10 protein-coding genes are annotated in these 15297 nt (G+C 72.4%); 5 read left to right on the top strand and 5 right to left on the bottom strand.

Annotation, left to right across the window (positions count from 1 at the left end):
• Positions 1-4 precede the first annotated feature (4 nt).
• Genes ACP6CK_RS19150 through ACP6CK_RS19140 form a run of 3 tightly spaced genes read right to left on the bottom strand, consistent with a single transcriptional unit; the run spans position 5 to position 3494 of the window.
• The gene (locus tag ACP6CK_RS19150; protein WP_426954898.1) at positions 5-1675 is read right to left on the bottom strand and encodes a hypothetical protein; all 1671 of its coding nucleotides are present in this window, start codon (positions 1673-1675) and stop codon (positions 5-7) included.
• Complete coding sequence (locus tag ACP6CK_RS19145; protein ID WP_426954897.1) at positions 1672-2568, bottom strand: WxcM-like domain-containing protein; 897 nt, start codon at positions 2566-2568, stop codon at positions 1672-1674. The genes ACP6CK_RS19150 and ACP6CK_RS19145 overlap by 4 nt, the downstream gene beginning before the upstream one ends.
• A complete protein-coding gene (locus ACP6CK_RS19140) occupies positions 2565-3494 on the bottom strand; it encodes a glycosyltransferase (RefSeq protein WP_426954896.1) in 930 nt (309 codons plus the stop codon). Before ACP6CK_RS19140 ends, ACP6CK_RS19145 begins: the two co-directional genes overlap by 4 nt.
• A 158-nt stretch (positions 3495-3652) precedes the next feature.
• Here ACP6CK_RS19140 and ACP6CK_RS19135 point away from each other — a divergent pair, with 158 nt between their 5' ends.
• Positions 3653-4435 (top strand): hypothetical protein, encoded by a 783-nt coding sequence (locus ACP6CK_RS19135; protein WP_426954895.1) that lies wholly within the window; start codon positions 3653-3655, stop codon positions 4433-4435.
• Positions 4432-5337: a DUF3140 domain-containing protein gene (locus ACP6CK_RS19130; protein ID WP_426954894.1), complete on the top strand. Its 906-nt coding sequence runs from the start codon at positions 4432-4434 to the stop codon at positions 5335-5337. The genes ACP6CK_RS19135 and ACP6CK_RS19130 overlap by 4 nt, the downstream gene beginning before the upstream one ends.
• A gap of 245 nt (positions 5338-5582) precedes the next feature.
• Here ACP6CK_RS19130 and ACP6CK_RS19125 read toward each other — a convergent pair whose 3' ends face one another.
• The gene (locus ACP6CK_RS19125) at positions 5583-6533 is read right to left on the bottom strand and encodes a 4-hydroxy-tetrahydrodipicolinate synthase family protein (RefSeq protein ID WP_426954893.1); all 951 of its coding nucleotides are present in this window, start codon (positions 6531-6533) and stop codon (positions 5583-5585) included.
• Between the two features lie 213 nt (positions 6534-6746).
• On the opposite strand from ACP6CK_RS19125, the gene ACP6CK_RS19120 reads away from it, so the two are divergent.
• Complete coding sequence (locus ACP6CK_RS19120) at positions 6747-7889, top strand: FAD-dependent oxidoreductase (RefSeq protein ID WP_426954892.1); 1143 nt, start codon at positions 6747-6749, stop codon at positions 7887-7889.
• Positions 7886-9472 carry an acyl-CoA dehydrogenase family protein gene (locus ACP6CK_RS19115; protein ID WP_426954891.1) on the top strand — a complete coding sequence of 529 codons (1587 nt, stop codon included), beginning with the start codon at positions 7886-7888 and terminating at the stop codon, positions 9470-9472. Before ACP6CK_RS19120 ends, ACP6CK_RS19115 begins: the two co-directional genes overlap by 4 nt.
• A gap of 334 nt (positions 9473-9806) precedes the next feature.
• Here the strand turns inward: ACP6CK_RS19115 and ACP6CK_RS19110 are convergent, their stop codons facing one another.
• Complete coding sequence (locus ACP6CK_RS19110; protein ID WP_426954890.1) at positions 9807-12554, bottom strand: beta strand repeat-containing protein; 2748 nt, start codon at positions 12552-12554, stop codon at positions 9807-9809.
• 1150 nt (positions 12555-13704) lie between these two features.
• Here ACP6CK_RS19110 and crtI point away from each other — a divergent pair.
• Positions 13705-15207, top strand: coding sequence for a phytoene desaturase family protein (gene crtI, locus ACP6CK_RS19105; RefSeq protein WP_426954889.1), 1503 nt, complete (start codon positions 13705-13707; stop codon positions 15205-15207).
• The last annotated feature ends 90 nt before the right edge of the window (positions 15208-15297 follow it).

The following is a 15297-nucleotide window of genomic DNA, read 5'->3' as shown; positions in this document are numbered from 1 at the left end:
GGCGTCAGGGGATCGTCGGGTCCTGCCGCAGCGGCGCCGTCCGGCGCCATTCCACGGGGTAGCCGCGGACGTCGTCCTCCGTCACCACGGAGGGCACGGTGATCCGCTGCCCGTCGAAGCGCAGGATCCGCACCGCCGGATACGGCGCGACGCCGTCGCCGATCCGCAGGTACTCGCCCCGATCCTCGTGCAGGATCACGCGCGCCCAGGGACCGGCATCGGGCTCGGGCGGGCGGTTGCGCTGGAGCAGCCGCAGGCCGAAGTCGCGCCCGGGCCACCAGACCGGCGCCACGCGATAGGACATGACGTCGGGCGTCACCAGCCGCACGCCCTCCTCCGCCAGCACGACGAAGTTGAACGGCGTCCCAGCGGGCACGCGCCGGCCCAGGGCGGTCATCTCCCGCCGCAGCGCCAGCTCGGCCGCCGAGGCGCGGGTCTGGACGTGGTTGTAGCCCAGGCAGGCGACCAGCAGCCACGCCGCGACCGCGCCCGTCGCGGCCGAGAGCCCGGCGCGGCGCCAGCCATCGGGGAGCGGCAGGAGCGCGAGCAGGAGCGCCGCGGCGCCCATCCAGAGCAGCGGCAGCCAGCCCTGGTCCACCATCGGCCAGCGGGTGCCCACGGTCCAGGTGCCGGACATCGACTCGATCAGGAGCGTCGGCAGCACGATCCCGCCCGCGACGGCCAGGACAAGGGCCGCATCGCGCCGCGTCGCCGGCGCCGTCCGTCGCAGCACCCAGAAATGCAGCAGCGCCGCGCCGAGGCCGAACACGACGCCGAGCGCGAGGGCCCGCCCGCCCAGCACCGCTCGTGCCTCCGCCAGATAGCCGCCGTAGCGCGCGGGCGAGAGGCCGGCGAGGAGGGAGGCCGGCAGGTTCCGCAGCAGCAGCGAGGGGTCCAGGCCGTAATAGGCGGCGAGCACGGGGTTCTGCGTCGTCTTCCACGCCAGCACGAAGGTGCCGAAGATGAGGGCGTAGGGCAGCGTCTCCGCCACCGCGCTCCCGATGCGGCGGGACGGGGTGGCCGATCCGGCCGGCGGGTGCAGCAGGGCCAGCAGCCCGATCCCGACCACCGCGCCGACCTGGAAGCCGTAGGTCGCGAAGGCCCCGTACCACAGCGCGAGCGACAGCCCGTACCACCCCACACGCGCCCGCCCGCCCGCGATCCAGGCCGCATAGGCCGCGACGCAGAGCAGCGAGAGCGAGAGGGCGCCGATGAAGTTCCACGCGATCTCGTCCGGCGTGGTGTGGATGATCCAGGCCGCGCCGAGCATCGCGGCGCCCAGCGCCAGCCCCCGCGCCCGCCCCATCGCCACTGCCCGCACCGCGGCATAGAGCGAGACGCCGAGCAGTGGCCCCATCAGCAGCCGCGTGAGGTAGGGCCCGTTCGCCCCGTCCGCGTAGAGCCGCCGCGCCGCGATGTACCACCAGGGCGAGAGCGGGTTGCGGTCGTTGAAGCTCCAGAAGGTCTGGGCTCGCGCGACCGCGTTCGGCGACTGGAGGATGAGGAGCCAGTTGTAATCCTCCCCCATCGCGACGACCCGCAGGCCGAAGGGCAGGCCGAGGTGCCGCAGCGCGACGAAGAGGAGCGGCGTCATCGCCGCCGCCAGCAGGATCAGGCCGAGGTCGAGCGCGCTGCGCCGGTTCAGCCAGGCGGGCCGCGCCACGGCGGCGGTCACGCCCACCCCGCGAAGGCCGCGTAGTCCGAGACGCGCTCCGCCGGGTCGAAGGGCTCGCTGGCCAGCACGAGCAGGGAGGCATCGGGCGTGTGGCCGTATTGCAGGGTCCAGGTGCCGGGCGGCACGTGCAGCCCGGCCTCCGGCCCGGAGAGGCGGACGGCCATCCGCGTCCGCCCGTCATCCACCGCGATGGTCAGCGCGCCCTGCGTCGCGACGAGAAGCTGGTGCGAGCGGCGATAGGCCCCGCCGCCCCGCGCCCAGCCATCCGGCGCCCCGTCGACCACGTAGAGGCGCCGCGGGGTGAAGGGCAGCGCCGTCTCGAGCGGCCAGTGGGAGAGGCGGCCGCGCGCGTCCCGGTGCACCTCTGCCCGCACGGCGGCGCAGGGCGCGCCGGGCGGCAGGTCCAGCGGCCCGGCGAGCGCCTCGGCATCCGCGTAGCCGACGATGCGCGTGGGATTGCCGACCACCACCGCATTCGCCGGCACGTCCGTGGTGATGACGGTGCCCGCCCCCACCATCGCCCCGGGCCCGACCGTGAGCCCCGGCAGGATCGTGGCGTTCGCCCCGATCGAGCAGCCCCGGCGCAGCGTGGTGGGCGGCAGCGCCGCGCGCTGCACGCGGCTGCGCGGGAACATGTCGTTCGTGAAGGTGGCGTTGGGGCCGATGAAGACGTCGTCCTCCACCCGCAGCCCGTCCCAGAGCTGCACGCCGCACTTCACCGTCACCCGGTCGCCGGTGACCACGTCGTTCTCGATGAAGACGCCGTCGCAGATGTTGTTGTCGGCGCCGAGCACCGCGCCGGGCAGGACATGGGCGAAGGCCCAGACGCGGGTGCCGGGACCGATGGACGCGCTCTCGCACAGCGCATTGGGATGGACGAAGGGCGGCCTCATCCGACGATCTCCCGCCGCGCGACGATGGCGTTGGGACGGCCCCGCACGTTCTCGGAGATGCGCCAGACATAGATCCCGATGATGCCGAGCGCGAGCAGCGTGACGAAGCCGAAGAACAGCACGGCCAGCATGATCGGCACGTAGCCCTCCACCGGGATGTCCTGGAACAGCCAGGCGAGCAGCACCACCGCCGCCACCACGGCGGACAGCGCGGCCCCCGCGCCGCCCATCACCGTCAGCAGGTGGATCGGCAGGTCGGAGAAGGCGAAGACGCTGTCCACGAAGTAGCGCAGCCGCTTGGCGAAGACCCAGGCCGAGGTGCCCTTCGTCCGGGCGCGCCGGTCGTACGGAACCTCCTTCCGCCGAAAGCCCACCCAGAAGAGCTGGCCGATGAGCGAGCCGGAGCGCTCGTCGAGCGAGAGCAGCGCCGTCCGCACCGCCGCATTACAGCCGAAGATGTCCACGCCCCCGGCCGGCACGTCGCGGATGACGAAGCGCTTGTAGAGCCGCCAGTAGGTCCGGGAGAGGAAGCGGGACAGGCCGGGGTCCTGGCGGGAGCGGCGCACGCCGAGGCAGAGGTCCGCCTCGTCCGAGCGGAGGGTCGTGAAGAACTGCTCGGCCAGTTCCGGCGGCTCCTGCAGGTCGGCGGCCATCACCGCGAAGAAGCGGCCACGCGCATGGGCCAGCCCCTCCCGGATGGCGGCGAAGGCGCCGAAGTTGCGAGAGAGGGAGAGGAGCTGCGCGGGGTAGCCGAGATTCGGCAGCGCGGCGCGCAGCAGCGCCTCCGCGTTGTCGGGAGAGGCGTCCACGACCAGCACCGCCTCGAAGCCCGGGACGCGGGCGGCGAGGCCGGCGAGCGCTTCCAGCAGGTCGGGGATGTTTTCCTCGTTCCGGTAGATCGGAACAACCAGCGAACAATCGATCATCGTGGCGGGCTTATAGCGGGAAGGCGGGGGGATTGAACCTCCTGCCTCCGGCGCACGGGGAGCGGGGCGGGCGTCCGGCGCCCCAATACCCGACTTCCCCGCTCGGAAACCCCTCGGCCCGGGGCGGCGTTCCCGGCGCAGCAACGGGAAGGCGACCCATGGCCGGGACCGCGAAGAAGACCGATCCGAAGCTCTGGGACAAGGTGAAGGCGCGCGTCACCAAGGGCAGCAAAGGGGGTGACCCCGGCGAGTGGTCGGCGCGCAAGGCGCAGCTCGCCGTCGCCGAGTACAAGAAGGCCGGCGGTCGCTACGAGGGCCAGAAGGATCCCGCGCACAACCACCTCTCCCAATGGACGAAGGAGGAGTGGGGCACGAAGTCCGGCCGCGAGAGCGGCAAGACCGGCGAGCGCTACCTTCCGAAGAAGGCGCGCGAGGCGCTGAGCGACGAGGAGTACGACCGCAGCACCGCGAAGAAGCGGCGCGACACCGCGGCCGGCCGCCAGTTCTCCCGCCAGCCGAAGGATGTGGCCCGCAAGGCCGCCACGGCCCGCAAGACCGGCCCCGCGCGGCCCGCCTCCACGCGCAAGGCGACGGCCACCCGGAAAGCCGCCCCGAAGCGCGTGGCCGCGGCGCGCAACACGGCCCCTGCCCGGCGCACGGTCGCGACGAAGGCGACGGCGCGCAGGGCCACCCCGGCGAAGCGGGCCGCCGCGAAACGCCCGGCGGCCCCGCGAAAGGCCGCCGCCCGCACCCCGGCGCGCAGTGCGGCGAAGACCGCACCCGCGAAGCGCACGGCCGCCAAGCGGCCCCCGACACCCCGCAAGGCGCCGCCCCGGCGCGCCGCCGCCGCCCGGGCCACCCCGGCCGCGAAGCGCGCGCCCGCCCGCAAGCCCGCCGCGCGGCGCCCAGCCCGGTCCCCCAGCAAGGGAAAGACGCGTTGAGCGAGACCGCCCCCGACGACGCCACGGTCCGGCGCGAGTTCCGGGCCGTCGTGAACATGACCCCGGCCGCGTTGCGGAGATGGCTCGGCACGGAGGAGAGCCGGAGCGTCGGCTGGACGCATGAGGGCGAGGCGGAATCCGTCGGCCACGAGAGCGGCCGCCACATCGTCCGCCTGCTGGAGGGCAAGGGCGAACCCTCGGAGGAGGACCTCGCCCATATGCGCAAGGTGATCGGCTACGTGCACCGTCACCTCGCGCAGCGGCCCGACGGCGACGTCACCGGGACACGCTGGCGCTACAGCCTGATGAACTGGGGCCACGACCCGCTGAAGGGTTCCGCGGCGGCCCGGAAGCCCCGCACCCCCAGGGTCGGCGCCGCCCGGACCCGCGCGGCCGCCGGCCCCGCGACGCCGAAAGGCCGCGCGAAGCCCACCGGGGCACGCCGCGTCGCGAAGGCGCCGACCACCGGCACGTCCCGCAAGCCCACCGCGAAGAAGGCGCCGGCTCGCCCTGCCAAAGGCACGGCCAAGCCAGCCGCGCGGACCACGAGCGCCAGGAAGGCCGCCCCCACGGCGCGATCCTCGGCGACCGGGCGCGTCACCGCGAACAAGGCCGCACGCCCCACGAGAGGCACGGCCAAAGAACCGGCGCGGAGCACGGGCGCCCGAAAGCCCCGTGTGACGAAAGCCGACCAGCCCGCCACCGGCCGCGCCGCCGCGAGGAAGGCTCCGGCCCGTCCGGTGAGGCCGGCCGCGGCGAAGGCCGTGCCGAAGACGCGGTCCACCGCCAAGGCCTCATCGACGCCGCGCAAGACCGCCCCGAAGAAGCCGGCTTCCACGCGGACCGGTGCCCCCCGTCCGGCCGCGCGCCGCAGGTCGTCATCCCGCTCGCGGCCGGCCTAGGACGGCCAGCGACCGCCGCATCCGGCCCCCGAGGATCGGCAGCCCGGCCACGAGCAGGGCGATGCCCATCAGCCCGCCCCAGACCAGCCCTGCCCCCTCGACGTAGACGGCCTCGGTCCCCGGGTCCCAGCAGCGGCCGAACTCGTTGAAGCAGCCGCGCCAGCGCCAGGCTCATACAGGACCCAGCTGAAGAAGGCGGCGACCGCCAGCGCGGCGGCCGCCCGCACGCGCGTGGGCGCGCGACCCTACTCCGCCGCGAGGGCGAGGGGGTTGCCGGGCAGGCGCCAGCCATACTGGGCGTCGAGGCCCAGCCGCCGCACGACCTCGAGGCCGCGCGCCAGGTGGTCGGGCGCCAGCGTCCGCAGCGGCCGCCGCAGGTCGCCCGCCGGCAGCCCCACCGCCTTCATCAGCGCCTTCACCGCCACCGGGTTGATCGCCGAGTAGGTGAAGTGCAGCAGCGGCAGCAGCCGCAGATAGGTCTCGCGGAAGGTCACAGACTGCTCGGGCGTCGTCCAGGGCCTGGACAGCGTCGCGATCCCCGCCGGGTCCAGGTTGCCCGTCATGTTCGCCGTCCCGTGCCCGCCCAGCGACATGGTCGGCACCACCAGCCCGAGGTTCGGGCTGTCGCAGCACATCACCGCGCAGTCGGGGCCGGCGGCCAGCACCTGCGCCACCTGCCCGACGCGGGTCGTGCTCTCCTTCAGCACCACCACGTTGGGATGCTTCATCAACCGCAGCAGGTGGTCCCAGTGCAGGTCGGACTTCACCCGCGGCGGGTTGTTGTAGATGCCGATCGGCAATTCCACCGCATCGGCGCACTCGGCGAAGTAGGCCTCGATATCGTCCTCGGGCGCGCAGATATAGGCGGGGGCGGCCAGGATCGCGCCATCCGCCCCGCTCGCCTTCGCGTGCCGCAGATAGGCGATGGTGGCGTCCGTGGAGGGCCCCGTGCAGCCATAGAAGAACTTCATCCGGCCATCCTTCATGGCGGCCGTCTTCTCCACGATGGCGCGCCGCTCCTCCGGCGTGAGCATCGAGACCTCGCCGGTCGAACCCATGATCAGCACCGCCGAGGTGCCGTTGGACGCGTGCCAGTCCAGCAGCGTGCGGAAGGCCCCGAAATCCACCTCGCCATTCGCGTTGAACGGCGTGATCAGGGCCACGAACGAGCCCTCAAGGCGCATCTTCTCGGTCATCGGGGGTCTCCAGAACGCGGGGAAGATGGCGCCAGGGACAGCCGGGGGGAAGTCTCGAGCGGTGCTTTCGTCCCGGCGCCCTTCGATTTCTATCAGGCGGACGCGGCCCCTCGGCTGATGGACCGCGTCCGCCTGATCGGAGAAGGAAGGGCCAGGCGCATGCGTTGGGCGGGGGAGTTCACTCCTCCGACCTTCCCGACGCACACTCGCCCGATGGAGCACGCTCTCGTCCTCGGCGCCGGCATCATGGGCCTGTCCACCGCCTGGGCCCTCAACGCCGCCGGCCACCGCGTCACCGTCGTGGACCAGGCCTCGCCTCCCAATCCGGTCGGATCCTCGGTGGACGACCACCGCCTCATCCGCCACGCCTACGGCGCCGCCCGGGGTTATGCGCGCATGGTGGACGACGCCTACCGCGCCTGGGACGTCCTCTTCGCCGATGTCGGGGAGCGTCCCTACGTCCGGACGGGCGTCCTCGCCCTCGCGGAAGGGCCGAGCGCCTGGATCGCCGGAAGCCGCGCCACCCTCCGCGCCGAGGGCCACGCGCTGGAGGACCTCACGCCCGGCCAGGTCGCCGCCCTCTATCCCTGGGCGCGGCCCGACGGCATCGCCGACGCCTTCCGAATGGAGAGCGGCGGCGTCCTCCTCGCCCGCCGAATCGTCGAGGCCCTGGCCCGCCACCTGGCCGCGCGCGGCGTGCGCTTCGTCCGGGCCCGCGCCCGGGACCTGGACCCCGCCCGGGCCCGCCTGGTGCTGGAGGACGGCACGGCCCTGGAGGCCGACCGCCTCGTGGTCGCCGCCGGTCCCTGGGCGCCGCGCCTTCTCCCCGTCCTCGCGGCCCGGGTCGTGCCGTCCCGGCAGGTCCTCGTCTACCTCGACCCGCCGCCGGCGCTGCGGGAGGCCTGGGCGCGCGCCCCGATGCTCCTCGACCTCGCGGAGGATGGTGGCTTCTACGCCGTGCCCCCGGTGGCCGGGACAGGGCTGAAGATCGGCGACCACCGCTTCTCCCGCCGCGGCGACCCCGACGACCCGCGCGAGGCGACGGCGGCCGAGCGCGACGAGATCCTGGCGCTGGCCGCCCACCGCCTGCGCGACTTCCCCGCCTATCGCGTGGCCAGCGCCCGCGCCTGCTACTACGACGTGGAGCCGGAGGAGCGCTTCCTCCTCGAACCCCTCTCCGACCGCTGCGTCCTCCTGTCCGGCTTCTCCGGCCACGGCTTCAAGTTCGGCCCCGTCCTCGGCCGCGCCGTCGCGGCGGCGCTCGGGAATCCGGATCTGATGGCCGCCCTTCCCGCCTGGGCCGCGGGCGAGGCGGCCCCCGCCCCCGGCCTGCTGGACGCGCCCGTTCCCGCATGACCCCCGCGGACTCCCTCGCCCACGCCCTGACGCGCGTCCACGACCTTCCGGCCCTCTCCGCGCGCCTCGGCACGCCCCTCGCGGCCGAGGACGTCGCTGCGATCCTCGAAGAGGCGTCCCGATTCGCCGAGGAGGTCATCGCCCCCGGCCGCCGGGACGCGGACCGCCACGGCTGCATCCTGGAGAACGGCCGCGTCCGCACCGCGCCCCACTACGCCGGCCTGACCACGGCGTGGCAGAGGGCCGGCTGGCAGTCCCTGGCGGCCCCCGCGCAGCACGGCGGCCAGGGCCTTCCCCACGCGCTCTGGGCCGCGGTGCTCGAGCGCTTCTCCTCCGCCGACATGTCCTTCGCGCTCATGCCGCTGCTGACCGCCGGCGCGATCGAGCTGCTGTCGCATCACGCCACGCCGGACCAGGCGTCCCGCTTCCTGCCCCCGCTAATCGCCGCGACCTGGAACGGCACCATGTGCCTTACGGAGCCCCAGGCCGGCAGCGACCTTTCGGCCGTCCGCGCCCGCGCCGTGCCGGATGGCCATGGCGGGTTCCGGGTCACCGGGGGGAAGATCTTCATCTCCTGGGGCGAGCACGACCTGACGGAGAACACCCTCCACCTCGTTCTCGCCCGCCTGCCGGACGCGCCGGCCGGGTCCCGCGGCATCTCCCTCTTCGCGGCGCCGAAGATCCTGCCGGGCGGGCGCCGCAACGGCCTGCGCTGCGGCGGCATCGAGCACAAGCTCGGCATCCACGCGGCCCCGACCTGCACGATGCTGTTCGAGGAGGCCGAGGCCGAGCTGGTCGGCGAGCCGCATCGCGGCCTGCCCGCCATGTTCTCGATGATGAACGCCGCGCGCCTCGCCGTGGGGATCGAGGGCGTGGGCCAGTGCGCCCGCGCCACGGAGGTGGCGGACGCGTATGCGGCCCAGCGCACCCAGTCCGGCCGCCCCATCGCCGAATTTCCGGACGTCCGCCGCATGCTCGACGAGATGCGTGCCGTCACCGAGGCCGCCCGCCTCCTCGCGCTCGACTGCGCCGTCGCCCTCGACCGCGCCCGCCTTCCCGACGCGCCGGAGGAGGCCGCGGCGGCCGCGACCCGCGCCGCCCTCCTCACCCCGGTCGTGAAGGCCTGGTGCACCGACCGCGGCGTGGACGTCGCCTCCCTCGGCGTGCAGGTCCATGGCGGCGCCGGCTACGTCGAGGAGACCGGGGCGGCCCAGCTTCTCCGCGACGCCCGCATTGCCCCGATCTACGAGGGCACGAACGGCATCCAGGCGATGGACCTCGTCGCCCGCAAGCTGCCGGGCCAACTGGCGGCGTTCCAGGACCTGGCCGTGGAGGCCGCCTCCGCCCACCCGGCCCTCGCCGCCCCTGCCGGCCTCCTCTCGGACGCGGCCGGCAGCCTCGCGGCAGCGAGTCCGGACGTCGTCGGCCGCGCCGCCGTCCCCTTCACGGATGCGGCCGGCTGGATCCTCGCCGCCGCCGGCCTGGCGCGCGCCGCCGGGGCCCATCCCGGCGCCGCACACACCATGCTCCACCGGCTCCTGCCCCGCGCCGAGGCGCGGCTGCGGGAGGCCCTGTCCGAGTAGCCTGCCAATCTCCGGAGACAACGCACCCGGCCACCGCAGCCCGAGCCGGGCCTCGGCCGGCTTCGGGCTGCGGCACGGCGGAGTCCGACAGGACGGCCGCAGGCCGGAACCGGACGACGGTTGGGGCTGAGGCATGCTCGGCAAGGACCGGCTTGGCCTCGCGGCGCCGATGTCCCGGCCGATCAAGTAGGCGATCGGCGGCAGGCCCGGCGCCGCAGTGAGGCGCCGCCGGGTATTGCTTCGCGGGTTCCGGGGTCTTCGAGGATCGCCTCGCAGCCACCCCGGAAGCCCGGCTCCCGGCCTTCGGGCGTGCCCGCCCGAAGGCCCGTCACCGCTACCCGATGACGGTGAAGTCGCTCGCGGCGAGGGCCGGGGTGCCGGAGAGCGTCGCGATATGGACCCGCGCGCCCGCTCCGTTGCCGTCCGCGTCGAAGAAGAGCGCACCGGTGTCGGTCTCGTAGATGAAGCGGTCGCTGGCGTCGGCCGCGATGCCGGTGGTGTTGGCCAGGAACTGATCGGCCGTGAGCGTCCCGATCGAGAGGCCGCCGCCGAAGGTGGCGGCGGAGACCAGGAGGTGGTCGGAGCCGCCGACGAAGTCGTTGATCACGTCCCGGCTGGCGGCCAGGTTGCTCAGGATGAAGGAGTCGGAGCCGACGCCGCCGTACAGGGCGTCGACGCCGGCGCCGCCGTTCAGCGTGTCGTTCCCGGCCGCGCCGACGAGGACGTCGCCGCCGAGGCCGCCATTCAGGACATCCGCCCCGTTGGCACCGTAGAGCTGGTTGGCCAGATCATTGCCCGTGAGCGTCAGGCCGCCGACGCCGAGCGTGGCCCGGAGCACCTCGATGTCCTGGTCCGCCGCCAGCGTGAGGTTGACGGTGGTGAAGAGCGTATCCACGCCGCCACCGGTCACCTCCTGCACGATGTCGCCGGCGCCGGCGTAATAGATGTCGTTGCCACCGCCGCCGGTCATGGTGTCCGCCCCGGCGCCGCCGAAGATCTGGTTGGCGTATTCATTGCCGGTGAGCACCAGGCCCGAGACGGCGCCGTTCGCGAGGAGGAACTCGATCTCCTGGCCCGCGGCGAGCGTGTAGTCCGTGGTGGCGAAGACGATGTCCGACCCGCCATTGGCGGCTTCCTGCACGATGTCGCCGGCCCCGACATAGTAGACGTCGGCGCCCTCCTTACCGATCATCGTGTCGATGCCGCCGCCGCCGGTGAACCGGTTCGCCAGCTCGTTGCCGATCAGCAGGAGCCCGGTGGAGCCGGCATTCGCGTTGAGGAACTCGATCTCCTGGCCCGGGGCGAGGGTGTAGTCGGTGGAGGTGTAGATGACGTCGTTGCCGCCGCCGGCCGCCTCGGTGACGATGTCGCCCGCCTCGACATAGTAGACGTCGTTGCCGCTGCCGCCGATCAGGGAGTCGGCGCCCGCGCCGCCCACCAGGATGTCCGCGCCGGCACCGGCGCTGAGGGTGTCGTTGCCGTCGCCGCCGTAGAGCTGGTTGCTCTGCCCGTCACCGGACAGCGCGAGCCCGCCGGAGCCCGGAGCGATCCGGACGACCTCGACGCCCTGAAGGTCCGTGAGCGCGAGCGCGACGGAGGTGTAGACCGTGTCGGTGCCGCCCCCGGCGCCCTCGACGATCACGTCCGACGCGCTGTCGACGTAGTAGGTGTCGTTGCCGCCGCCGCCGACGAGGGTGTCAGCCCCGCCGCCGCCCCGCAGGGTGTCGGCGCCGGTCCCGCCGGTGATCTGGTTGTCCAGCTCATTGCCGGTGAGCGCGAGGCCGGTGGAACCGGCGTTGCCATTGAGGAACTCGATCTCCTGGCCGGCGCCGAGCGTGAAGTTGCCCGAGGCGTAGACGGCGTCGTTGCCTTCGCCCGCCGCCTCGGTGACGGTGTCGTTCGCGTCGACGTAGTAGACATCGTTGCCGCTGCCGCCGATCAGGGAGTCGGCGCCCGCGCCGCCCACCAGGATGTCCGCGCCGGCACCGGCGCTGAGGGTGTCGTTGCCGTCGCCGCCGTAGAGCTCGTTGCCCTGCCCGTCGCCGGACAGCGCGAGGCCGCCCGAGCCCGGTGCGACGCGAATGACCTCGACGCCCTGAAGGTCCGCGAGCGAGAGGGCGACGGAGGTGTAGACCGTGTCCGTGCCGTCGCCTGCGCCCTCGACGACCACGTCCGACGCGCTGTCGACGTAGTAGGTGTCGTTGCCGCCGCCGCCCACGAGGGTGTCGGCCCCACCGCCGCCCCGCAGGGTGTCGGCGCCGGTCCCGCCGGTGATCTGGTTATCCAGCTCATTGCCGGTGAGCGCGAGGCCGGTGGAGCCGGCGTTGCCGTTGAGGAACTCGACCGACTGGCCGGCGCCGAGCGTGAAGTTGCCCGAGGCGTAGACGACGTCGTTGCCGCCGCCCGCCGCCTCGGTGACGGTGTCGTTCGCGTCGACGTAGTAGACGTCGTTGCCGCTGCCGCCGATCAGGGAGTCGGCCCCGCCATTGCCGACGAGGATGTCCAGGCCGGCGCCACCGTCCAGGGTGTCGTTGCCCTCGGCGCCATAGAGCTCGTTGTTGAGCGCGTTCGCGGTCAGCGAGAGGGCGCCCGCGCCGGCGACGGCGCGGAGGATCTCGACGTCCTGCACGGCGGTCAGGGTGAGGTCGGCGGAGGCGTAGATGGTGTCGGTTCCGTCGCCGGACGCCTCGACCACGACGTCGGACGCGCTGTCGACGTAGTAGGTGTCGTTCCCCGCGCCGCCCGCCATGCTGTCGGTGCCGGTCCCGCCATCCAGCACGTCGTTCCCCGCGCCGCCGGACAGGGTGTCGAGGCCCGCACTGCCGAGCAGCGTGTCGTTCCCGCCGTTGCCGTAGAGCTCGTCGTTCCCGTCCAGGCCATCGGCATAGTTGTCGGTCGCGGTGCCGCCGAGGGTGACGACGATGGTGCCGAGAACGTTGGCCACCAGGGTCGCGTCGCCGTCGAACCGGTCATCGCCGTTCGTTGGACTCCCCGCCACTTGCAGACCCAGCAGGGGTACGCTCAGGCCCAATCCGAGAGGGCGTGGTGACCAGATGCCGCTGCCGAGCGTCGTACCACTCATAGGAATTTCTCCCTATATTTAGCGCCAATTTTGGCGTCGGGTTGAGAGTAGGTGGGGCTGTCCCAACGTTCCCTTCACACCCTTCGATAGGGAGCGAAGCATGTGACCGCCTGCGCGGTTGTCCAACGATCCGTCACACAACACATATGTTGTATATTTTAACTCTCTCCTCAACCATCGGATGCTCTCTCACATCATAGTGAAGTTGCGGATGGAGAGACGCGGATCGTTCTGAAGACGTCTCGCTTCGCGTGGCGTCAGACGCCGGAGCAGAGGAGTGATGAAGAGGATTCAGCGCTCGCCTGGGTAGGATTCCGCGATCGGCGGCGCTTCGGTTCGCTTATCACGCCTTGCGTTGCGAGCGCGTCGCGATGACAGGAGATCCGACGAACGGAGTGGCCGAGATCGCGGATCGTGCAGTCTGCCCGCACTGTGGTGCGGTCCAAGAGAGGGATGTTGCGCGGGTCGTCTCCGAGGCTCCGGTGCTCGGTCTGCAATCGGCCATTCACGCTCCGTGGCCGACATGTGTGCAGCCTTCCGGAACGACGGCACCGCATGACGGTCCGGTGTTGGGCGAGCCTTCATTCAGGCATGGACAGACCGACAACGCGCGCACTCTTACAACGAATCTGATGTATTCGGGCGCAGCAGAACGCGTTTCATTGTGAGAAACATTTGTGCGTTTTTCAACCGTCGCAGCACCTGATGACCACGCGACCGTCAGGGCGAGCGGCGAAGGAATTATTCCTAGATCGGCATGGCGCGACCCTGCGGAACAGCCTCCCAGAAACCTGCGCAACCGTGGACCGGTCAGGGACGCGCAACCGGATGCACCGCTGCCGGGTTCCATGCAGCCCCTATCGACCGTTCAGGGGGCGGCCGTCCGGTGAGACAGGGCTGAACCCGGGAGTGGAGGGGTCCAGGCCCGGGAGCCCGGCGAGACCGGAAATTCGCGCGACGCTGGAAGGCCGACCTTCGTGAACACTGTGCTAGAATGCCGATGCCATGTCCCGGTCCCCGAGGGGGCTTGCACACCGGCGATGCGACCAAAGTAAGGTAAGATGTTCTCCAGAGCCTCAAGGGCGGCCCGTGCCGCAAGCCCGGCATGAACGCGCTCTTGCGGCCCGCGCTCCGAAGATCCCGCCCCGGCGTGACCGTGATCGGCGCCGGCCCCGGCGGCCTGGCCGTCGCCATGCTGCTTGCGGCACGGGGCCTGCGCGTCACCGTGCTGGAGCGGGACGGCGTCATCGGCGGCCGCAGCCGCACGCTCACGGCGCCGGGCGGCTACCGCTTCGACCTCGGCCCGACCTTCTTCCTCTACCCCCGCATCCTGGCGGAGATCTTCGCGGAGTGCGGCGCCGACCTGAACCGGGAGGTGGAGCTCACCCGCCTCGACCCCCAATACCGCCTGATCTTCGAGGCGGCGGGCGGCGGGACGACGCTCGACGCCACGCCGGACCTCGCCCGGATGGAGGAGCAGGTCGCCCGGCTCGACCCGCGAGACGCGGCGGGGGTTCGCCCCTTCCTGGAGGAGAACCGCCGCAAGCTCGCGGCCTTCCGCCCCGTGCTGGAACGCGCCTTCACCAAGGCGGCCGATGTGATGGGCGCCGACATGCTGCGCGCCCTGCCGCTGTTGCGTCCCGGCCGATCCGTGGATTCCGACCTGCGCCGCCATTTCCGGGACCCGCGCACGCGGCTCGCCTTCTCCTTCCAGACGAAATACCTGGGAATGAGCCCGTTCCGCTGCCCCAGCCTGTTCACCATCCTGAGCTTTCTGGAATACGAGCACGGCGTGTTCCACCCCACCGGCGGCTGCGGCGCCGTCGCCACGGCGATGGCCCGCGTGGCCGAGCGCATCGGCGCCGAGATCCGCCTGGACACGCCGGTGGAGCGCATCCTGTTCGAGGGCAACCGCGCCACCGGCGTCATCGCGGGCGGTCGCCACATGGCGGCGGATGCGGTGGTGATGAACGCCGATTTCGCCCACGCCATGCCGAAGCTCGTGCCCGACGCGATCCGCCGCCGCTGGTCCGACCAGAAGATCGGGAAGGCGCGCTACTCCTGCTCCACCTTCATGCTCTACCTCGGCGTGCAGGGGACCTTCCCGGACCTCGCGCACCACACGATCCTGCTCAGCGAGGATTACCGCCGCAACATCCGCGAGATCGAGGAGGGGACCGTCCCCGACGTTCCCTCCCTCTACGTCCAGCACGCCGGCGCGACGGACAACTCCATGGCGCCGCCGGGCCATTCCAGCCTTTATCTCCTCATCCCCGTGCCGAACCTCACCCACGGCCACGAGTGGACCGAGGAGGACACGCGCCGCTACCGCGCCCTGGCGCTGGAGCGCGCCCGCCCGCTGATCGGCGACATCGCCGACCGCATCCGCTATGAGCGCGTGGTGACGCCGCGCGATTGGCGGGACGAGTTCGCCGTGGGCTTCGGGGCCACCTTCAACCTCGCGCACGACCTGCGGCAGATGCTGATGTTCCGCCCAGGCAACCGCTTCGGCGACACGCAGGGCCTGTACCTCGTCGGCGGCGGCACGCATCCCGGCTCCGGCCTGCCCGTCATCTACGAGGGCGCGCGCATCAGCGCGGGGCTGCTGCTGCGGGATCTCGGCCTCGCGCCCGTTGCAGCGAAGATCGTATGATGTTGTCGAAGCAAGGTCGGGGGAGTGAACGCCCCGCCAAACGCATGCGTTTGGCCCCCTCCGCTGTCCGTCAGGCTGCCGCGGACCGTT

The sequence above is a fragment of the Muricoccus radiodurans genome, from assembly GCF_050154705.1.
In the GTDB taxonomy this organism is placed as follows: Bacteria; Pseudomonadota; Alphaproteobacteria; order Acetobacterales; family Acetobacteraceae; genus Roseomonas; species Roseomonas radiodurans.
This window is presented reverse-complemented; position numbering and strand designations above follow the sequence as displayed.